The sequence below is a fragment of the Komagataeibacter melaceti genome (assembly GCF_003403295.1).
GTDB lineage: Bacteria > Pseudomonadota > Alphaproteobacteria > Acetobacterales > Acetobacteraceae > Komagataeibacter > Komagataeibacter melaceti.
On the sequence record NZ_QUWV01000164.1, the window covers coordinates 19,657 to 36,639 of the forward strand.

Annotated in this window: 27 protein-coding genes; 1 reads left to right on the forward strand and 26 read right to left on the reverse strand. The window is 62.7% G+C overall.

Features of this window, described 5'->3' with window-relative positions; genetic code table 11:
- Positions 1–23: 23 nt before the first annotated feature.
- The 25 genes from DY926_RS15130 to DY926_RS15250 all read right to left on the reverse strand — a co-directional run bounded on the left by DY926_RS15130 (position 24) and on the right by DY926_RS15250 (position 16,051).
- Positions 24–1,514 carry a phage tail protein gene (locus DY926_RS15130; protein WP_116704124.1) on the reverse strand — a complete coding sequence of 497 codons (1,491 nt, stop codon included), beginning with the start codon at positions 1,512–1,514 and terminating at the stop codon, positions 24–26.
- Between the two features lie 3 nt (positions 1,515–1,517).
- Positions 1,518–1,724, reverse strand: coding sequence for a hypothetical protein (locus DY926_RS15135; RefSeq protein ID WP_116704125.1), 207 nt, complete (start codon positions 1,722–1,724; stop codon positions 1,518–1,520).
- Between the two features lie 18 nt (positions 1,725–1,742).
- Positions 1,743–2,624, reverse strand: a complete 882-nt coding sequence (locus DY926_RS15140; RefSeq protein WP_116704126.1) for a hypothetical protein — start codon at positions 2,622–2,624, stop codon at positions 1,743–1,745.
- 1 nt (position 2,625) lies between these two features.
- Positions 2,626–3,303, reverse strand: coding sequence for a hypothetical protein (locus tag DY926_RS15145; protein ID WP_116704127.1), 678 nt, complete (start codon positions 3,301–3,303; stop codon positions 2,626–2,628).
- A complete protein-coding gene (locus DY926_RS15150; protein ID WP_116704128.1) occupies positions 3,303–3,497 on the reverse strand; it encodes a hypothetical protein in 195 nt (64 codons plus the stop codon). Before DY926_RS15150 ends, DY926_RS15145 begins: the two co-directional genes overlap by 1 nt.
- Positions 3,498–3,707: a hypothetical protein gene (locus tag DY926_RS15155; protein ID WP_116704129.1), complete on the reverse strand. Its 210-nt coding sequence runs from the start codon at positions 3,705–3,707 to the stop codon at positions 3,498–3,500.
- On the reverse strand, positions 3,679–4,092 hold the full coding sequence (locus DY926_RS15160) for a hypothetical protein (RefSeq protein WP_116704130.1): 414 nt from the start codon (positions 4,090–4,092) through the stop codon (positions 3,679–3,681). The genes DY926_RS15155 and DY926_RS15160 overlap by 29 nt, the downstream gene beginning before the upstream one ends.
- Before the next feature lie 8 nt (positions 4,093–4,100).
- Complete coding sequence (locus DY926_RS15165) at positions 4,101–4,508, reverse strand: hypothetical protein (RefSeq protein WP_116704131.1); 408 nt, start codon at positions 4,506–4,508, stop codon at positions 4,101–4,103.
- Complete coding sequence (locus DY926_RS15170) at positions 4,481–4,702, reverse strand: hypothetical protein (RefSeq protein ID WP_116704132.1); 222 nt, start codon at positions 4,700–4,702, stop codon at positions 4,481–4,483. Before DY926_RS15170 ends, DY926_RS15165 begins: the two co-directional genes overlap by 28 nt.
- Entirely contained in the window at positions 4,702–6,075 is a 1,374-nt protein-coding gene (locus DY926_RS15175; protein WP_116704133.1) for a DUF4043 domain-containing protein, read from the reverse strand. Before DY926_RS15175 ends, DY926_RS15170 begins: the two co-directional genes overlap by 1 nt.
- Before the next feature lie 85 nt (positions 6,076–6,160).
- Positions 6,161–6,781: a phage scaffolding protein gene (locus DY926_RS15180; RefSeq protein ID WP_116704134.1), complete on the reverse strand. Its 621-nt coding sequence runs from the start codon at positions 6,779–6,781 to the stop codon at positions 6,161–6,163.
- A 44-nt stretch (positions 6,782–6,825) separates the two neighbouring features.
- Positions 6,826–8,343 (reverse strand): portal protein, encoded by a 1,518-nt coding sequence (locus DY926_RS15185; protein WP_116704135.1) that lies wholly within the window; start codon positions 8,341–8,343, stop codon positions 6,826–6,828.
- 15 nt (positions 8,344–8,358) lie between these two features.
- On the reverse strand, positions 8,359–9,669 hold the full coding sequence (locus DY926_RS15190; RefSeq protein ID WP_186336196.1) for a phage terminase large subunit: 1,311 nt from the start codon (positions 9,667–9,669) through the stop codon (positions 8,359–8,361).
- Positions 9,669–10,130 carry a helix-turn-helix domain-containing protein gene (locus DY926_RS15195; RefSeq protein WP_148707815.1) on the reverse strand — a complete coding sequence of 154 codons (462 nt, stop codon included), beginning with the start codon at positions 10,128–10,130 and terminating at the stop codon, positions 9,669–9,671. The genes DY926_RS15190 and DY926_RS15195 overlap by 1 nt, the downstream gene beginning before the upstream one ends.
- Positions 10,131–10,428: 298 nt before the next feature.
- Positions 10,429–10,974, reverse strand: coding sequence for a hypothetical protein (locus DY926_RS15200; protein WP_116704137.1), 546 nt, complete (start codon positions 10,972–10,974; stop codon positions 10,429–10,431).
- A gap of 184 nt (positions 10,975–11,158) precedes the next feature.
- Complete coding sequence (locus DY926_RS17605) at positions 11,159–11,716, reverse strand: hypothetical protein (protein ID WP_186336197.1); 558 nt, start codon at positions 11,714–11,716, stop codon at positions 11,159–11,161.
- On the reverse strand, positions 11,709–12,503 hold the full coding sequence (locus DY926_RS15210; RefSeq protein WP_116704138.1) for a hypothetical protein: 795 nt from the start codon (positions 12,501–12,503) through the stop codon (positions 11,709–11,711). Before DY926_RS15210 ends, DY926_RS17605 begins: the two co-directional genes overlap by 8 nt.
- Positions 12,504–12,505: 2 nt before the next feature.
- Positions 12,506–13,417, reverse strand: coding sequence for a hypothetical protein (locus DY926_RS15215; protein ID WP_116704139.1), 912 nt, complete (start codon positions 13,415–13,417; stop codon positions 12,506–12,508).
- On the reverse strand, positions 13,417–13,776 hold the full coding sequence (locus DY926_RS15220; protein ID WP_158552042.1) for a VRR-NUC domain-containing protein: 360 nt from the start codon (positions 13,774–13,776) through the stop codon (positions 13,417–13,419). The genes DY926_RS15215 and DY926_RS15220 overlap by 1 nt, the downstream gene beginning before the upstream one ends.
- Position 13,777: 1 nt before the next feature.
- Positions 13,778–14,143 (reverse strand): DUF7694 domain-containing protein, encoded by a 366-nt coding sequence (locus DY926_RS17410; protein WP_158552045.1) that lies wholly within the window; start codon positions 14,141–14,143, stop codon positions 13,778–13,780.
- Between the two features lie 2 nt (positions 14,144–14,145).
- The gene (locus DY926_RS15225) at positions 14,146–14,415 is read right to left on the reverse strand and encodes a DUF2312 domain-containing protein (protein ID WP_116704141.1); all 270 of its coding nucleotides are present in this window, start codon (positions 14,413–14,415) and stop codon (positions 14,146–14,148) included.
- Positions 14,408–14,638, reverse strand: a complete 231-nt coding sequence (locus DY926_RS15230; RefSeq protein WP_116704142.1) for a hypothetical protein — start codon at positions 14,636–14,638, stop codon at positions 14,408–14,410. The genes DY926_RS15225 and DY926_RS15230 overlap by 8 nt, the downstream gene beginning before the upstream one ends.
- A 58-nt stretch (positions 14,639–14,696) precedes the next feature.
- Positions 14,697–15,089, reverse strand: coding sequence for a hypothetical protein (locus tag DY926_RS15235; protein ID WP_116704143.1), 393 nt, complete (start codon positions 15,087–15,089; stop codon positions 14,697–14,699).
- Positions 15,090–15,368: 279 nt separating this feature from the next.
- On the reverse strand, positions 15,369–15,839 hold the full coding sequence (gene ssb, locus DY926_RS15245; RefSeq protein WP_116704145.1) for a single-stranded DNA-binding protein: 471 nt from the start codon (positions 15,837–15,839) through the stop codon (positions 15,369–15,371).
- On the reverse strand, positions 15,839–16,051 hold the full coding sequence (locus DY926_RS15250; protein ID WP_116704146.1) for a hypothetical protein: 213 nt from the start codon (positions 16,049–16,051) through the stop codon (positions 15,839–15,841). Before DY926_RS15250 ends, ssb begins: the two co-directional genes overlap by 1 nt.
- 134 nt (positions 16,052–16,185) lie before the next feature.
- On the opposite strand from DY926_RS15250, the gene DY926_RS15255 reads away from it, so the two are divergent.
- On the forward strand, positions 16,186–16,374 hold the full coding sequence (locus tag DY926_RS15255; RefSeq protein WP_116704147.1) for a hypothetical protein: 189 nt from the start codon (positions 16,186–16,188) through the stop codon (positions 16,372–16,374).
- A gap of 116 nt (positions 16,375–16,490) precedes the next feature.
- On the opposite strand, the gene DY926_RS17090 is transcribed toward DY926_RS15255, so the two are convergent.
- A complete protein-coding gene (locus DY926_RS17090; RefSeq protein ID WP_148707816.1) occupies positions 16,491–16,886 on the reverse strand; it encodes a hypothetical protein in 396 nt (131 codons plus the stop codon).
- Between the last annotated feature and the right edge of the window lie 97 nt (positions 16,887–16,983).

Consider the following 16,983-nt stretch of genomic DNA (forward strand, 5'->3'; position numbering starts at 1 on the left):
ACGGCTGTTGAAACGGAACGGGATCAGGCTGCGGACGTGGCCGTGCTGACCACCACGCTGGAGCCGCCCTGCAGGTTGACCACGAAAAAGCGGTTGATGCCCTGATAGGTGACCTGCACGTCCGCGCGCACGTAGCCCAGCGCGGTCTCGGACTGCGGGTTGTTCGTGCTGTCGCATACCACAGCGTAGGCAGCGGTGCTGCCGAGGATGCCGGCCGTGACCATATTGGACAGCGTGCCCAGCAGCACGGCGCGGATATCGCCGAACAGGGTGGTGTTGATCACGTCGCCCACGAACACACCCATGCCGGCATTGATGGTCTCAGCGATGTAGTTGGTCAGGCGGGTGTAGCTGTCATCATCAATGGTGTCATCGCTGGACGTGTTGATGCCGCCGCGCACGGCCCAGTAGCTGCCGCCCGGGGCCGGGTTGCAGATCACGTCGATCCCGTCCTCGAACAGCGCGCCCAGTTCCGCATCGGAATAAGTCTGGGTCGTGCCGGTGCTGACCAGCCCCGCCTTCTGGCTGCCGATCACGCCCGAAAGTTGCTTGTTCAGGCTGGATTGCTCGGGAGACAGGCCGCCAAACAGGCCCGCCACGAATGCCTGCGGGGGCACCAGCATTTCGCCGTTGGTATCGTCGTCCCACCACAGCCAGTCACCGAACATCAGCTTCATGGCGTAGCTGTCGATGCCGGCGGCGGCCTTGGCGCTGACGGCGTTGGTGATGGTATCGCCCGCCGGGCCGCAGGCGATCATATACACCCCCTCACCCAGACCGAACGCCACCTGGTCGGTCCACGATGCACTATCGGTCAGGCCAGCCAGTACACCCAGCGCACAGCCTTGCCCGCGCAGGGCATACATGCCGGTGCGGGTGGCGGCGTCCGCGCCCATGAACTGCGCCGTGGTGGGCGTGCCGCCGTCCGTACCGCCGGACAGGGTTGCGCTGCCTGCCGCCAGATCAGGAACCGTATCGGGCACGGTGGCCACGACCAGTGCGGACGTGTCGGCTGCAATGGCGGCGGCAATGTCCGTCCACGTTGTGCCGGTATAGCCCCGGCTGCCCAGCACACTGTGGCTGGTGGTCAGCGTGTAACGGGTGGTCACGATGCTGTTCTGCGCCAGCGTGGCCGTGATGGCGTTACCCGCGCTGCCGGTGTAGCGCGCCGTAAGTGAGACGCCAGCCAGCGTGCCGGTGGCGGCCGCGTCGGTGCCGTCGCTCACGCGCACACAGCGGAAATCGGATGCGCCATTGAGGATGGCGATGTTGACGGCCGTTCCGATATCGGTGGCCAGTGCCTGCTTGGTGCCGAAGGCGGACAGGCAATCACCCATAGAGCCCACGATCACGGGCGTATTGAGCGGCCCCCACCCGGCAGTGCCGACCAGGCCGATACGGCCGCTGGACACGCCATTGAGCGCCAGCGTAGCGGGTTTCTGGATCTGGACGTAAAGGCCGGGCACGGTCAGGCTGTTCGTGTTCAGCTTACCTGCCTGATAGAGCTGGGGCATGGGTTATTTCTCCTGAGCGGCGGCAATGCGCACGGTGAAGCGGCCAAGGGTGCCGCTCGCTTTCAGCTTCGCAATCGTGGCGGCATCGGTGATCTTGGTACCGATCCGGTAGCCGTAACCGGGCAGTGTGACCACGTAGGTATCGGCAGGCGTCATGACGGCGGGCGCAGGTGTCGGCCCGGCGGCCGTAGGCGTCGGTGTGGTGGGCATTGGTTGTCCTCGGGTGGGTCAGGAGGCGGCCAGTAGCGGGCCGTCCCCTGTGTGGATGGTCTGGCCGCCGGGCAGGCTGAACACCTCGGTTCCAAACAGCATCTGGGCCATGTTCTCGCGCGCGTCCGTGTCGTAGGTGCAGATGAACCGGAACGGGCGCATGAAGATGCCGCTGTTCTGGGCGGCGTCATTGTTCCAGTCGCCTCGGGCCTCGATCTGGAAGGTTGACCCGCTGGCGTCGGTCAGCCAGTCGACGAAGGCCATGCCGTTCTCAACCGCCGTTCCCAGTGCATCGCGGGCATTTGGCGAAGCTGACCAGACCGTGATCTGGAATAGCTGCTGCTGCCTGCGCGCGGTACGGACCGCCGGAGCATATCCGCCTGTTGCACCTGACAGGTCGGTAGCGCCGGGCACTGTGATTGTGAGGCCGCTGGACGTAGCGCCGGGTATCTGCGTAGCCAGTGCGGCGGCAATCGTGTCGGATGTGTCGGTGGCCTGCACGGCATAGGCCGCTACGGCCCGGTCGGGGATGGCTGCACTGTCCGATCTGATACGCAGGCCGACAATGCCCGCCGGGGTTGCGTCGGCCTGCAGCACGACTGTAGCCGTGTTGCCCACGGTCGTGATCGACACGGTGGCCGGTATCGTGGCCTCCTGCCGCCACGGTCGGCCCAACGGTTCATCAATGCGCCGCCAGCCGCCCTGCAGGTCTGTTACGGTGATGAAGTCCACGCCGTTGCCCAGCGTGCAGGCCGCGCCAGAATAATCGGCCTCGGTGATCCAGCCACGCCGGATTTTAATGGGGCGGCCGGTTACGGATGGTTTCCCCTTGCCGTTCGGGTAAACGATGGCTTCCATCTGCGCCACGATGGCGCGGGAAATCGATACAACGTCGGCCATATCAAACCTGCCTCACGCCCATCAGGCACCGGTTGCCATACTGGCTCGGCTCCACGGCGCTGATCGTGTAGGTTGTGCCGAGATCAGTCGTGACCGCCATCTGAACGGCAGGAACAAAATCGGGCATCAATGGCAGGAACATTTCGTAATCTGCTGCCTTGATGGAGCCGGGTATGCCATCGCCCACAGCATTCCCCTTGTTCTTGATCTGGATGAAGGCCGGCCAGCCCGAGGCAAGCGTGGCCTGGTCGCTGGTGTCGCCTGCTGTTCCGTAGTCATCCGACGCACCCACGTCCGTGCAGACTGCGCCATCGCCGTTGGTGCCGCCCTGCCCTGGTTGGCCAGCGATGGACACGACCCGATTGCACAGCATGCACAGCGGCGGCCGGAATGGCTCAATCCGGGCCACAAAATAGTTCTCACCCGCGCAGGTCAGCAGGTCGCCTGGCTGCACGTCCGTGGTGTCGAACAGACCGAACACGGCGGGTTTGTCCCACAACGCCGGGCCGTCGAAACCGAATTTCCTGTCATTGTTGAACGCAGCCAGAAAGGTCGCGTAGGCTGTGGCCATCGGCGCGGTCAGTGATGCCGGGCGGTATTGCGCGGTCGCGGCCCCCAGCCGCAGGGCGGCCTTGGCATAGCCACGCGCCACCTTCTGCTGGACGAGGGCCTGATACATCAGTGACGCCGCCCCCTGGTCGATGTGCGGTTCATCAGCGACACCATCTGCCGGTCAATCGCCTTGGCCTGGGGCGTCTTCTTGAACGCCGCCGTGGTCATGCCGACCAGTGCCGCGTTCTGACCGTCCTCTTTGCGGTCGGTATTGGACCTGAGATACTGCGCCATGGTCATGCGCTTTGCTGGGCGTGCCATCTATTTTCTCCGGCGTATGATGCTATTCGCCTTGGCGTTGATCTTCGCTTGCGAGGATTTGGACAGGTTGCCCGCCTTCACCTGCTGGGCCGCGCGGGCCTTGGCGTTTATCGCATGGGCGCGATCGGGCAGCGGGAAGCGCCGGGAGCCGGGCAGCCCGAACGCGGATTTGGGCAGGGTGTTACGCCTGCGGATGGTCAGCGTGGCCATCGACCGCTTCCTTCTGCTCAGGGGCCGCATTTTTTGACCAGTTCGCCGGATGGTCCGGATCTTTGGTCGGCATCACGCCAACAGATGCCAGGGCGCGACCAAGGGGGCCCGATGCAACGGCGGGAACCGGCGGCCCTTCGAGATAGGCCGGGCGACCATCCGGGATCGGGCCTGTGCGGTTCTCGCGCGGTGTGACGTTTCCCATTTGGTCAACCAGATACCCGACCTGCACATCGGTGCCGGTCACCTCGACCACGCGCCCGGCTTCCGGGCCAAAGGGCTGCGGCTGGCGCGCAAGGGAGGATTTGATGGCTGTCACCACGCCATCCTTTACCAGCGCCCACAGCCGCGTCGGGCGGGGCCGGTTGCTGTCAACAGCGAACATGCTGCCTCCTAGATTGTGATGCGGTTCTGCGGGCGCAGGCCGGGACCGGGAGGGATGCCGAAGAAGGCGCACAACTGCCGACGCCAGCGATTGTAGAGACCGAACCGGTCCTGAACCTCGTAGCGGTTGTGGTGCCACACGGCGGCCTGATCAGTGTCCAGATTGTCTGTAGCACCCATGATGGCCGTCTCGAGCGTCTGGCACTGGGTCAAAAATGTGCGGATCTGCACATATTCGTCCGGCGCCATGTTGCGCATGCGCCATTCGTTGAAGCCGTAGACCTCAAAGAAGCGCCAAGACTGCTGGCCGCTATTGATGCCGCCCATGGCCGGATAGCCCATATAGCGGCGGCACTGGACCATCTCGGCATCGGTCAGTGGCGTATCGGCTACGGGGTCTGTGGTTGTTCCGGACATTCCACCGGCTCCAGTTCCGCCCCGCGCTCGCGCAGGTGGGCAATTTCGTCGGGGTTGGTGATGATCTCACCGGCGGACCAGCGGTAGCACCCCCGATTGAAACGGGTCTCGATATACCCGTGGTCGCGCACGAGACGGACGGGGGCGGCGTTGCTGCCAGCCCCCTCCACCTGGGCCTTGCGAGGCCGCGCCATTACGCCGCCGCTGCCTGACTGGTGGCACCGAGGCTTTCGATCACCACACCGCGCTTGAGGTAGCTGTTGGTGGCGGTGGGGATGATCGAGGTATTGGCGGTCAGGTCGGTCGGCAGGGCAAAGCCACCGATCCATGCCCACGACTGCGCGATGATCTGGGCCAGGCGGTCCAGAGCGGGACGGGTAACCATCACCACATCATCGACATGGGTCAGTTCACCGCCGTCCAGAAGGCCCGCGTAGTGCTCGCCCATATTGGCGTAATCGCCCTCGATCAGCGCGCCCTGCCCGCAGATGATGGCACGGTGGATGTTGCCGGGGCCGCCCGTGAGGGCCTTCTGCTGCGGCGCTTCCGTGGTCGGGATGAAGCGAACGCCCAGCAGGTCGAACACCTGGCCGGTCTGGTAGGTGTCCGAGCCATACTGGCCGCGATACAGCAGCTTGAAGTCATCATCGCGGAACAGCCCGAGCAACTGGTTGTTGTCCAGGTAGCAATGATAGACGCCCCCGGGCATCGTGGGCACGTTGTTGTCGCGCAGGGCCGCCACGGCACCGAGCACGTTCTGGATGGTCAGCAGGTCGCCAGCGGCGAGGGCTGCAGTCGTGGCGCGGCCACTGGGGCGCAGGACCAGCGGGGCGGTTGCGGCCACAACGGCCATCCCTGCGGTGCCGTCGGCCACCGACACATTCCCGGAGAAGGTGAGCGTGCCCGAGATGCCATCCGGCGCGGTGGTGGCATTGACTGCATCGGCAGCCACGCCCACGAGCGTATAAGAGCCCGCGCCAACGGTGACCGTCATGCCATCCGTGGCGCCGACGGAAACAACCTGCCCTTCCGAGGACAGCACGTTCTGGAACCCACGGATATCGTCAACCGAGATCGTGGTGCCAGCAGCGCCCAGCGTGGCGGTTACGCGGGTATTTCCGCCCAGATAGCCCCCCACGCCATTCTGCGCGCCGCCATACAGGGCATTGCGGGCCAGACGGTCGAGGGTCTGGCGGGCATTGATGCCGAGGCGCGAGGCATTGGCAAGGAACTGGTTGGCGACCCCCACCCCTTCGGTCACCTGGTTAAGGTCCATGGTGTTGCCGTACTGGTTGATCGACAGCGTGTACTGTTCGACCGACCATTCCGTGGGCGACATGCCGTTGTCAAAATTGGTGTTGGCGTTCGGGTTCAGCGGCGTGGTGGCGGGCACCAGCAGGCCAGCACGGGTATCGGTGATGGTCTGACCGATGCGGGCCGGGAACTCCATGCGATCCGCAATGGAGCGGAACCCCAGCTTCGACTGCAGTGCATCCTGGAATGCACGCGAGAGAAAGCCCTGCTGGATGACGGGCTGGAGCGAGGCGGGAAAATTGGCGATTGCCATGGGTTTTATGTCCTTGTGATGCCGGAAATACGCCCCGGCATCAGCCGGTCAGCGAGGCCCGCATCAGCGGGCAGTTGGTAATTTTTCAGAGGGTCGGCCAGCGCAGGCCGGCGGCCGCGGCGGCTGACGCCACATCCTTGGTGTCCGCCTTGGTCGCATCGAACGGCGCCGGATCACCCGCCTTGGGCGCGGGCGTCGTCTTGGTCGTGCCGGTCTCGGTGCCCGGCTTGGCCGGTTCGGTAAACAGGTAGGCGCGGCTCTCGCGCGCGGCTTCCATCACCGCGTCGAGGCCTTCGACCTGACCGTTCTCACCCATCTTGACGGTGCCGAGGTCGATCAGCTTCACCACATCCTCGGGATTGACCGCGCCCAGACGAACGGCGGCAGCCTTGGCTTCGGCCCGGATGACGGCGGCATTTGCCTTTTCCGTCGCCCCTTTGGTTGCGGCTTCAGCATCGGCCTTGGCCTGCTCGATGGCGGCGTTCGCGTCGGCCAACGCCTTCTCGCCATCAGCCTTCTGCTTGTCAAACTGGGCCTTGAGGCCATCGCGCGACTTGATCGCCTCGTCACGTTCGCCGCGAATGGTGTCGCGCTCAGACCGCGCGGATTTCAGTTCGCCGCGCAGCGTCACGAGATCAGCGCGCGCCTTTTCCAGTTCGCGCACCGTGTTGGGATCGATGGGCGTGTTCGTCGGTTCTGTGGTCATCTGACCCTCTGTGTTGTGAATGATCCGGCATCAGCCGGGAAACGTCAGGCCGTGACCTGACGTGTCTCTGTGCGCCCTGCTCCGGCTGCCTGCCGGTCGGCCTTGGCGGCATTGGCTGCGGCCTGCCGCTTGGCGATCAGGACCGGATCGGACAACTCGTCCAGAACGCGGTTCCATTCCTCCTGCGGGCTCGCAGTGCCCACCTTGGCGGCATAGATGCTGCAGGCGGTCTCGTTGCTCATGAAGCCGCTGGCCACAGCCGTTGCGAGGCCCTGCGCAAGCTGCAGCAGTTCGGGGTCCGTGCTGGGGAAGTAGGGCGGCCACTGGAGCGCGAGGCCGGTGTCGTCCAGACCCACATAGTCGTTCCCGCCGATCCTGATCCCGCCAGTCAGCACATGCGAGAACCGGCAGATCATGCGATACAGCGCCAGCAGCCCGTATTCGCCGTAAGACAGGCGCAGGCGATCGGCCAGCCATACGAGGCTTTGGCACATCATCTCCATGGCCCGGCCAGACTGCGCGGCGCTGATCTTGTCCGCGCTGGCCCGGTTGCCGTGGATCTGCTCGAGCACGATGGCGCGCAGTTCCCGGTATTGCGCCAGCATGGCCGCCGAGGCGTCGCCGTTGATTTCCAGCATCTTGGCGTCGCCATCCATGGGGAGGATGAGGGCCGATGCCGCGCCGCCGGTTGTGCCGCCGTCGCTGTCTGCGCCTGCCGGATCGCCCTTCCCGGCCTTGATGACCAGCTTGGGATCAGAACTGTATTTCAGCCCGCGACCAGACTGCGACAGCAGATAATCGCATTCGATGACCGTATCGATGGCACGCTCGAATGTGCAGGGTCCGTCCACCGTGCCGGGCAGGGCCATGTTCGCCATCCAGACCCATGGGACGAAACCGAGGCCGTGCCGGGTGGTTCGTTTCTCGTCAATCCGGTTCGGCAGCCCGTCCGCCACCCGTGTTGGCACATAGACCTGGCATGCTGTCTTGTCCCACTCGCGCCGCCACCAAAACCATGCCTGTGCGTCATCGGGGCCAATGGGCCAGCCCTGCGCCGCCAGATCGCCACCTTTGACCTTGTAGCATTCCGTCATGCTGACCAGTTCGCCAGCGACACCCCACTGCGGCGTCAGAAACCGGGTTCCATGCAGGGAAACGCACGGCCTGCGGTCCACGGTCTCCACCAGCAGGGCAGACGATCCGACCGAACCGGAAATGACCGCCTCGATCAGCACGGCAGGCAGGGCACATTCCCGGTCCAGCGCCGCCATGATGCCCGGCACCGTCTCGTCTACTGCCGTCAGCGCAGGCCAGTGCATCTCACCAAACACCAGCGAGGCGCTTTCATCCACCACAGTCGCGCACATGTTGGTGCGAACCGACGGGCGGCGTTTGTCGAGCGGGATGTATTCCCCTGCCCCGTTGTATTCGCTGCTGAACGGGTTCGGGATGTCGTCATACTGTGTGCAGTCCCGGACCCGCATCAGGGCTGTCAGGCGGTTTGCGCGCGCTGGCAGGTCGGTATCCTGCGGATAGGTTTCCTTGAGTTGCTTCCAGTCCATGCGGCCCCGTGGCCGCTATCGGCCCAGATTGAAACGTGTTGGTACGAAGCGCGCCGGTGCGGCCGGCGGCGGCCCGAGCATCAGGTCAGTCAGTGCCCAGACCAGTGCATCCGCCCGGTCGGGCGAGCGTGCGCCCTGGAACCCGCTGGCCGAGAACTGGCAGAGCTGGTCCTCCATGTCGGGGAACCGGCCGTGGTGCGTGACCTTGCCCTGTTCATAGAGCGCGGCCACCGGCTCAGCCCGGGCGAACTTGCCGCGTGAAGCCGTGACCAGCGTGACTGGTGCCGTGGCGCGGGCTGCGCGGATCGTGCTTTCGACCATCGCGCCGCCAAAGTTTTTCTCGGCCACAATCCGGTCGCCCCGCCACAGGTCCAGCGCATCCAGTGCGATCTTGGCCCACCCCGCGGGGCCGGTCCGGCAGGACAGGTCGGCAAGCACATGCCCGTTGCCGTCTGCATCCACACCACAGACCGATATGCCTATCTCATCCGAGCGATAATCTTCGGGGCCGGAACAGCCCGATGGATCAACCGCCACCACGATGCGCCGCATGCGCGCCAGCACGGCAGCGCGGTTGGCATCGGTTATCGCTGCCTCACGCCTGATACGGTCCAGCGTCCACAGCGCGCCTTCAATCGCAGTCTGATAGTTGCCGAACAGGAAGCGTTGTCGCTCCTTCTCCGGCAGGCTTTCAAGTTGCTTCAGGTATTCGGGCGACAGGTTGGCCCGATTGCTGTCCGGGTTGATCTGCATGGTTGCATAGTCGGCCGGATCGGGCAGCGGCTCGCCAGATTTCGGTTCAACGTGCCGCTCGAACAGGCTGTAGAGCCAGTGCGAAGTCGTGGGAGGGTTGGCGTCGATGTATTCCTTCACGCGCAGGCTGGATTTTTGCGCCAGGCGCGTCAGCAGCATGTTGCGTGCGCCGTAACTGATCTGGCTGGCTTCGTTCAGATAAACCGTGGCGAACTCAAGGCCGAGGATCTTCTCGGTGCGGTCGGAACTGTCGAGGCCGTGGAACAGGATTTCGGACCCGTTCGGCAGGGCCACATACCAGTCAGTGCGGTTCAGGTTGTAGGGCACATCCGGAAAACACAGGCGCATCACCTTGGGGAACGTGTCCCCGATAATGGAGTGTTTCAGGGCATTGAACCGATGCCGGAAGATGCCGTGCCGTGTGCCTGGCGCCTTGGCCGCGCGAATGACCAGTGCGCGGATCAAAAGGAAGGTTTTCCCCGAACGCGAACCACCACGCAGGAGGATGTGCGTGGCCGGACTGCCCAGCAGCCGGTTTGCCTCCTGCTGGGCCGGGTTCAGCTTGGCGACCATTACAGCGCGTCGTCGTCTTTCGTGATGTTCATGGTGATATTGCCGCTCTGTTGCACGTCATAGCGTTCACGGAATTTCTCGGGCCGATGTGCCTTGAGTAGAAGCGTCATCAGGCCGTCAGAGCGTTTGCGGGTGGTCAGGTATTCCCCGGTCTTGGGATCGCGGACCAACTGACCCATCGAGACCACGTATTCCTCATCGCCCTCAATGGCGCGGCGGCGGGCCTCCTGTTCGAGCGCATCGATGCCTTCTTCCTCGGCATCATCCCAGCGTTCGGCGAACTCTGGTTCAGCCGCGCGCCAGCGGTGCACTGTGGTGCGGCTTACGCCCGCATGCCGGGCAGATGCGGAAATATTCCCCGTCTTGCGCAGGTGCTCTATGAAGATGTTCCGCGCATCGCGCGTAGGGTCTGTTCCATTTGTAACGGCCCGAGGCTTAGCCGGACCCTTGCGCCCAGCCATACGATCCTCCAGGCAATGATGATGCGTGCACTTCCCGCCTTATCCCGGTCTACTTACGGGCTGACAGGATTTTCCCATGCCGCCCAGCGAGGCCTTTGGGCACCAGTCGGTTAGGGAGGTCGGGATTTATCGGTTCCGTGCCAGAAACGCTGAAATGTCAGCCGCCCAAGCCGGGCATGGAACAGGGAAGCCCGCATACGAAAAACCGCCCTCTGCTGGCCGGTTTCGTGTGTGCCGTTGCGGCGCATTTATTCCATGATGGCTCGAATAATGCACGTTACTGGAAAAAGTACAAGTGTTATTTTCGGAGCCACAGATCAGCCAGTTTTTCGAGGCCATAGCACAGGGTTTTCCCACGCATGCCCACACGCTCATCCTCTCCACAGACCGCCACGATGGCGCGACGTTGAGCTGCTGACAGGACTTCCAGCGCCTCGGAAACCAGTTCACGCGCATAGCAGGTGTTTTCCTGCCCGCTCAGGTCGCCGCCGCGCTCGATTTCCTGCGTATCGTAGGTCTGTGTCGTGCGTGCCCGACGGGCGGAGCGCAGCCAAGCACGACGGAACCGCAAGCCGGCGGCATATTGCGTGGGTGTCAGTGTGCCATTGGGGCGGTGGTAAAACCGGTCCAGCGCGCATTCGTCTGCCACCCGGCGGACTGATTGCGTCCTGCCGCCTCCCCCTGCAATCGCAATCGCATCCTGCACAATCCGCCGCGACAGGGAGGCCGGTCCATCTGCGCCGGGGTCTGGCGCCGTGCCTGCCGCGATCTCACGGCACAGGCGGTTATAGCGCCTGTCGGATTTCAGGATGCGGGCTACGCGCTCTGCTTCGATGGTCGCCATTATCTCTCCAGCCTCCTCATGGCCGCCCGAGCGTTTTTATCGGCCCTGCGGTCGCCCGGCGTTCCTGCCGAGAAATAGATTGCACCGTTACTGTGGGTCCATTTCAGGTGTCCGCCGCGCGAGACGGAAACGGACCATCCCCGCGCCTGCATTTCCTGCTGGAAGCGGCGTTGTTGGCGGGGGATCATGCGCCCTCCACCACTGACCAGTAACCGCCAACAAAGCGGATTTTCCCGGCCTTGCGGAGCTTCTGAAACAAGCGGTCAATGAAGCGGTGCGCAACCGCGCGGGACACGTCTTCCTTGATGGCCTTCACTTCCATTTCGTGCGCCGTAAACGGCTCCTTTTGGCGCAAGATGTAGTCTGCGAACCATTCAACGATTTCAGGGTCAATCTTCTGACCTTCAACAATCATTGCCTCAAACCCCGCATATTCGTCCGCACAGAGCCCTTTCCATCGTCCACGGTCATCTCCCTCGGAAACACTTACACCGCACTCAGCGCCAATCCCTGACGCGGAAACGGGCATGTTATCCACGATAGCGCGCCCACCTTCCCCGATATCGTAACCGGCCCGCATCTGGCACGCCGCAGCAGCGACGGCCCAGTTCCGAGGCGAAGCAAGCTGGGCCCGGTAGCCGGCGCTGCAACGGTCGGGCCAGATTTCGTCGGAAGCATCCATGCGCGATAGTACCGCACCCCGCCGGGGATTGGTACCTTTTTCTGCTTGGTTTTCAGCCATTTTTCGTATGCTCCAGCAGCGTATCAGCCGCTTCGGCCGCCACCTTCAGCATGGAAATCCGCTCCAGGGTGAACGCCCGCATGTCGCCGGTCATCTTCGGCAGGTCAGCCTCCAGTGCCCGGATCAGATCCCATCCGCGCAAGGTCGTGTCGTTGCCCGGCATGTAATCGCCGAACTGGCGCACACGGGCCTCTTCGGCTTCGCGCTGCGCTTTCCGTTCACGGCGTAGGGCTTCCATCTGGGCAGCGACTGCCGCGCGCTCGGCTTCCGTTGGTCCCGCGCGCTGCGCTGCGGGCTTCCGGTCGGCAACGGCCAGGATTTCCTTACAGCCCTCGACCTCACGGGCAATCCGGTCCGCGATAGGACGCAGCAGCGCGTAAAGCTCCGCCGGACGCGGCCAGAACGTGCCGGGCAGACGGCCATTAACCGCGGGCTGCCGACACCACGCCTGACGCGACGCGACCGACCAGACGCCAGCGGGCAGTTCGCCGCAAACCTCCATGATCGCCTCGACCGATGCCCGGATGTCACCCTCATCGCTCGGGGGATTGGCAACCATCCCGGCCAGCTTCTTCAGCCACGCCATGACGATCTGGGGCGATGCCGGGCACATGGCGGCCCGCGCCTGCTCGAGCTGCAAGCGTGCCTGGCTGGCCAGTGCCGGTGAGACGTTACAGGGCAGGATCGCCATACCCTCGCGCCGTGCGTCGATCAGCGCAGCGATGGCGGGAGCAGCCGGGCGGTATTCCGTGACAATGCTCGGCCGGGCTTTGGTGACGTGGTTCATGGTCAAACTCCGGGGCAATCGGGGATGGCGTCCCAGATGGCGGGACGGCCCTGGTTGCGCTGGGGGATGCGATGCGGATTGGCATGTTTGCGGGCAGCGGCCGATGCTTCGGGATCACCGGCCCAGCCCATCGCGTTGAGCCATGAGGCTGGATACGGGACCAGATCGAAGCCAAAGTCGGATTTTCGTTCCGGCCATACCGCGACGTGCCGTGCCAGCCCGAGCATGATTTCCGCCTGGGGGGTTTTGGTCCGGGCCTTGGTGTGCGCCTTCATGGCCGCGCCCTTGTCCACCTTGCGGGGATAGGCTTCCCAGAACTCATCGAACTCGGCAGAGCGCGGCCCTTTCGCCTCAGCGCTTGGCGATGAGGAAGAGCCCGAACGAAGTGAGGGTGATATATTACCTTCCTCCCTTCCTCCCTTCCTCCCTTCTGAAATCGATTTTCCGGACTGGTTCGGAACCGGTTCGGAACCGGTTGCGTCTTTGGGAGGAACTGAAGGGACTTTATCTTCCGTTTCTACCTTGTCCTGTTCGGAACTGACCTTTGCTTCATCATCGGTTTTGATGTGCGTGGTGTGGGCATACTTCCGCACCTGTTCCGGCATGGGGCAGAACCGGGATGGCTTCTTGGGTTTCTGCCATTTTCCGAAGTTCCGGACCGCGCCATAGCTGCGGCCATCATGTTCGTAGCGTGTGATGGCATCCGCTCCAGCCAACTCATCCAGCAGGGCAGACACGTCCACTGCGTCGGCCGGGAATATCCGCATCTTGAGGGTCAGTGGCTTCCATTCGAAGCCGCCGCCATCATCTGCATGGTTCCAGATGCCGATCAGCAGGACGCGCGCGGCCATCGAGAGCGTGGCAAACCCCTCATCCGTGTAGATGCCGGGGTGAATGCTTCTGATGCGGGCCATTATGCCATAACCTTTCCCGCCACAGGCACGCCATTCTCACGCAGGAACTCCAGCACCTGATCCAGTGACTGGCAGACGCCGACTTTGAACCCGGCGGCACGCAGGCGCGCATGGAGCGCCCGCTGTTCGCGCGAGACGGTGCCCTTTGAGGCTTTCAATTCGATGTAGAGAACGCGGCCGCGATAATGAACGGCCATGTCAGGGATGCCAGGGATGCAACCACGAGCCTTCCGGCGTGCACCTTCACGCGCACCGTTGCGCCGGTTCTCAGAACTCCATGGCACCGCATCGTCAGGCAGCAGCATGGTCAGCGTGCGCCAGACGAACGTATGAAGAGCGTCTTCTTCGTGCTGGGCCATATCACGCCACCATCCATGACGGCGGCATAGGAATAACCTCGGCATGGGGGCGCCAGATATGCAGGCAATAGGGGTGAACAGAAATATGATCTGACACTGGCACATGAAGCTGCATGCATGTCTCATTGTCGGCAAAGAACAGCCTCTTCACCAATTCCATTTCGGGCCAGTTCGGACACCGGGAGGATCGAGAAACACTCACATGGTCCCAGCCATCACCGACCGATGCGATGACTTTCATTTTCTGCTGGTCTGTTGGAGACGGAACCATGAAAAAACCGCACGTGCTGTCGCCCGATGAACCAAATCGAGCCACGATTTCAGGTGAAGTGATGCGATATTGGTTGACTTCGTAAAGATTTCTCATCGTCACATCCCCAAAGCGCGGCGGTAGATGTCGAGCAGGTTTTCCTGCTCCTCGACCTCGGCCGGCTCCTGCTTGCGCAGACGGATGATCTGGCGGATCACCTTGACATCGAAACCCGCGCTCTTGGCCTCGGTCATGATGTCCTTGATGTCTCCGGACAGGGCCTTGCGTTCTTCCTCCAGGCGCTCGGTGCGCTCGATGATGGAGCGCAGGCAATCCGCCGCGATGCCGCCGGTGTTGGCTTCGTTGTGATCGTTGGGGAAGTCAGGCATGGTTCTGTCCCTTCATGGGAATGCAAACGGTCCGAGTTACGTAACCCAGCGCATTGACGATGCTTTCCGACACCTCGCGGCGTTCGTTCAGCGTTTCGGATACAACCGACTGGGGGATGCCGGTCCGCCGTGCCCACGCATTCTGTCCGCCGGCCATTTCGACAGCATCGGCAAGTATTGATCGCATTGATGCGATAGGTCGGCCGGTAATGTTCTGGGTCATTCTCCGGCCTCCCGCTTCAATTCATCTGCCCGCCGCTCAAGCCAGTCAGCCCGCTCGCTCAGGTATTCAGCCCAGCGCCGCAGGGAGATTGCGCGGCGGAGTGCGCGACTGGCGCGCCATCGGGTAATGGCTGCGCGCCGCAGGAGGATGTATCTCCCCATTCGTTTTCCCATTCTTGACTGAGGGCGCGGTAGATGGCGGCCTGATGTTCTGCCTGCCGTTCTGCGCGCTCCATGTGTTTGCGGTATGATTTCTGGACAGCCAGGAACACATGCGCCGGTATGACGTGCCATTCCCCGTACCAGAGCCGCTTGACCTGCCCGGCTGTCAGACCGGTATGCAGGGACAGGCGGCTGAAAACTTCTTTCAGGCCAACGCGGGCGCCGAATGTTCCGGCGATCGCGTGAAGGCTCGCCTGAACGTTGCTCGCGATTGCTTCAGGCGTGTTCATTTCCACCCTTTCTGCTCTCACGGAAAACTTTTCTCTCTGTGCGGACAATTACTTCTCCATCTTCCGAACAGCGATGAACGGAACTGGAGAAACACTTGTTGGAGGAGCCCCACGCATACGACACGAAGGTACGGTCAATTCCACTGACTGAACCCACGATCGCGCAGTCACTCCGTATGCTGGCCAGGTGCTGGGCCACGCTGCACCCGAGCGCCACCATCGAGGAACGGCAATTCCTCGCGGCGCTCGTGGCTACGGAGTTGGCGGGGCGGTGAAGCATCAGAACGGGATTTCATCATCCAGATTGTCACCGGACGGCGCATCCCAGCCGCCAGAACGCTGCTGGCTGTTCCGCTGGCGCGGTTGGGACTGCTGAGGTGATGAACCACCATCACCGCCGCGTTCGCCACACAGCACCAGGTCGCCACCGAACCGCTTGATCACGACTTCGGTCGTGTAGCGATCCTGCCCGCTCTGGTCGGTCCACTTGCGGGTTTGGTTCTGGCCTACAACCTGAACCTTCGATCCCTTTCGGACAAACCGCTCGATCACGCTGGTCACGCCCTCATTCCAGCATACGACGCGGTGCCATTCGGTCTTTTCGCGCTGCTCGCCGGACTGCTTGTCCTTCCACGTTTCGGACGTGGCAAGCGTGAAGCTGGCAACCTTCTGGCCGCCCTGCGTAGTCCGGATTTCCGGGTCTTTGCCCACATTCCCGAGGATGATTGTCTGTGAGAAATGACCGGCCATCACCGCACCCCCATAGACTGCCGACTGACCACGCGCTCACCGATCCCGCGCACGCTAACCGTCACGCCGTATCCGACGAATGCGGAACCCTGCGGCAGATCACCATCAATCCGTACCCGTCCGCAGCGGATTAGGGCACGGGCTGTATTTTCCGATTGGGCCAACCCGAGGCGGCACAGGGCGCGCGAGAGGGCGAAGGTTGTGAAGCTCATGGGCACATCTCCTCACGAGAGGCATGCACGCGACGGCATAGGTCACACGAACAGCGGGAGGCTACAGTTTCGCTGCCGGAGAGAGTCGCACCCCTCTCCGGCTTTTCTCCACCCTGTGCAGAGGATGAAGCTTTATGAGTAACGAAACCATGACCCGTGAGGGACTTATCTGGCATGCATCGTGCGTGATCGCCGTCATGGAGGGGAAGCGTCTCTATGCTGCCCCCGGCAAGTCTCTCGTCGGAGATCGGGAATACGTCCTGACCCTTCTGAAAGATGTCGCCAAGGCAATCGATACAGACGGAAAAGTCTCCGTCGGTTAATGCCCCGCTGAGGGCCGAGGCCATCTTGAAGGTGGCCTCAAGCTGCTTAGGTCCATTTTCCTGAATGGGCGTTATATCGACCGCTATTCGGTAGGCGTCGAGGTAAGGGTTTCCGGTCACTGCACCCCCTCCCCTTCAGGCCGCACGACCGTCACGCCTCGGAACAGGTCCGGGCGGAGTTCTTCGCGGGGGATGCTGAATTTGTTTTCCAATACTTGAAGGTGTCTCTCTGCCTTCTCTTTGCACCAAGACGCTCCGTTCTCATCATTGGCATCACTGCAACGATCAGATGCTTTCATCCAGTAAGATACTTGGCGCTCATGGTAGAGGCGCGAAAGATTGGGGCCATTTTCTTTTCGTCTTTTGCGTTCAGCATCCGCCCAGTCCGGGTCATTCCAACGATCTGCTGTCTTTTTCGCAAAGCTTTTCTTCGCCTCAGGAGACCAGATGTTCTGTCGACCTCCCCGATTTTTTGACAGCTTATGTGGGACTTCAAACAAAAGAAGACCCATATCGCCGTTTAGCAGCCTGTCGGGTTGGGGTACCCTTTGAAGTGGCGAGGGCATAGTATGCTGGGATGAGCCGTTTCATCCCGTTTGACCGATCCCA

Excerpts from the sequence above, each read along its gene's own strand:
- DY926_RS15130 (WP_116704124.1), bottom strand. The coding sequence starts at position 1,514 with ATGCCCCAGCTCTATCAGGCAGGTAAGCTGAACACGAACAGCCTGACC.
- DY926_RS15135 (WP_116704125.1), bottom strand. The coding sequence starts at position 1,724 with ATGCCCACCACACCGACGCCTACGGCCGCCGGGCCGACACCTGCGCCC.
- DY926_RS15140 (WP_116704126.1), bottom strand. The coding sequence starts at position 2,624 with ATGGCCGACGTTGTATCGATTTCCCGCGCCATCGTGGCGCAGATGGAA.
- DY926_RS15145 (WP_116704127.1), bottom strand. The coding sequence starts at position 3,303 with ATGTATCAGGCCCTCGTCCAGCAGAAGGTGGCGCGTGGCTATGCCAAG.
- DY926_RS15150 (WP_116704128.1), bottom strand. The coding sequence starts at position 3,497 with ATGGCACGCCCAGCAAAGCGCATGACCATGGCGCAGTATCTCAGGTCC.
- DY926_RS15155 (WP_116704129.1), bottom strand. The coding sequence starts at position 3,707 with ATGGCCACGCTGACCATCCGCAGGCGTAACACCCTGCCCAAATCCGCG.
- DY926_RS15160 (WP_116704130.1), bottom strand. The coding sequence starts at position 4,092 with ATGTTCGCTGTTGACAGCAACCGGCCCCGCCCGACGCGGCTGTGGGCG.
- DY926_RS15165 (WP_116704131.1), bottom strand. The coding sequence starts at position 4,508 with ATGTCCGGAACAACCACAGACCCCGTAGCCGATACGCCACTGACCGAT.
- DY926_RS15170 (WP_116704132.1), bottom strand. The coding sequence starts at position 4,702 with ATGGCGCGGCCTCGCAAGGCCCAGGTGGAGGGGGCTGGCAGCAACGCC.
- DY926_RS15175 (WP_116704133.1), bottom strand. The coding sequence starts at position 6,075 with ATGGCAATCGCCAATTTTCCCGCCTCGCTCCAGCCCGTCATCCAGCAG.
- DY926_RS15180 (WP_116704134.1), bottom strand. The coding sequence starts at position 6,781 with ATGACCACAGAACCGACGAACACGCCCATCGATCCCAACACGGTGCGC.
- DY926_RS15185 (WP_116704135.1), bottom strand. The coding sequence starts at position 8,343 with ATGGACTGGAAGCAACTCAAGGAAACCTATCCGCAGGATACCGACCTG.
- DY926_RS15190 (WP_186336196.1), bottom strand. The coding sequence starts at position 9,669 with ATGGTCGCCAAGCTGAACCCGGCCCAGCAGGAGGCAAACCGGCTGCTG.
- DY926_RS15195 (WP_148707815.1), bottom strand. The coding sequence starts at position 10,130 with ATGGCTGGGCGCAAGGGTCCGGCTAAGCCTCGGGCCGTTACAAATGGA.
- DY926_RS15200 (WP_116704137.1), bottom strand. The coding sequence starts at position 10,974 with ATGGCGACCATCGAAGCAGAGCGCGTAGCCCGCATCCTGAAATCCGAC.
- DY926_RS17605 (WP_186336197.1), bottom strand. The coding sequence starts at position 11,716 with ATGGCTGAAAACCAAGCAGAAAAAGGTACCAATCCCCGGCGGGGTGCG.
- DY926_RS15210 (WP_116704138.1), bottom strand. The coding sequence starts at position 12,503 with ATGAACCACGTCACCAAAGCCCGGCCGAGCATTGTCACGGAATACCGC.
- DY926_RS15215 (WP_116704139.1), bottom strand. The coding sequence starts at position 13,417 with ATGGCCCGCATCAGAAGCATTCACCCCGGCATCTACACGGATGAGGGG.
- DY926_RS15220 (WP_158552042.1), bottom strand. The coding sequence starts at position 13,776 with ATGGCCCAGCACGAAGAAGACGCTCTTCATACGTTCGTCTGGCGCACG.
- DY926_RS17410 (WP_158552045.1), bottom strand. The coding sequence starts at position 14,143 with ATGAGAAATCTTTACGAAGTCAACCAATATCGCATCACTTCACCTGAA.
- DY926_RS15225 (WP_116704141.1), bottom strand. The coding sequence starts at position 14,415 with ATGCCTGACTTCCCCAACGATCACAACGAAGCCAACACCGGCGGCATC.
- DY926_RS15230 (WP_116704142.1), bottom strand. The coding sequence starts at position 14,638 with ATGACCCAGAACATTACCGGCCGACCTATCGCATCAATGCGATCAATA.
- DY926_RS15235 (WP_116704143.1), bottom strand. The coding sequence starts at position 15,089 with ATGAACACGCCTGAAGCAATCGCGAGCAACGTTCAGGCGAGCCTTCAC.
- ssb (WP_116704145.1), bottom strand. The coding sequence starts at position 15,839 with ATGGCCGGTCATTTCTCACAGACAATCATCCTCGGGAATGTGGGCAAA.
- DY926_RS15250 (WP_116704146.1), bottom strand. The coding sequence starts at position 16,051 with ATGAGCTTCACAACCTTCGCCCTCTCGCGCGCCCTGTGCCGCCTCGGG.
- DY926_RS15255 (WP_116704147.1), top strand. The coding sequence starts at position 16,186 with ATGAGTAACGAAACCATGACCCGTGAGGGACTTATCTGGCATGCATCG.
- DY926_RS17090 (WP_148707816.1), bottom strand. The coding sequence starts at position 16,886 with ATGGGTCTTCTTTTGTTTGAAGTCCCACATAAGCTGTCAAAAAATCGG.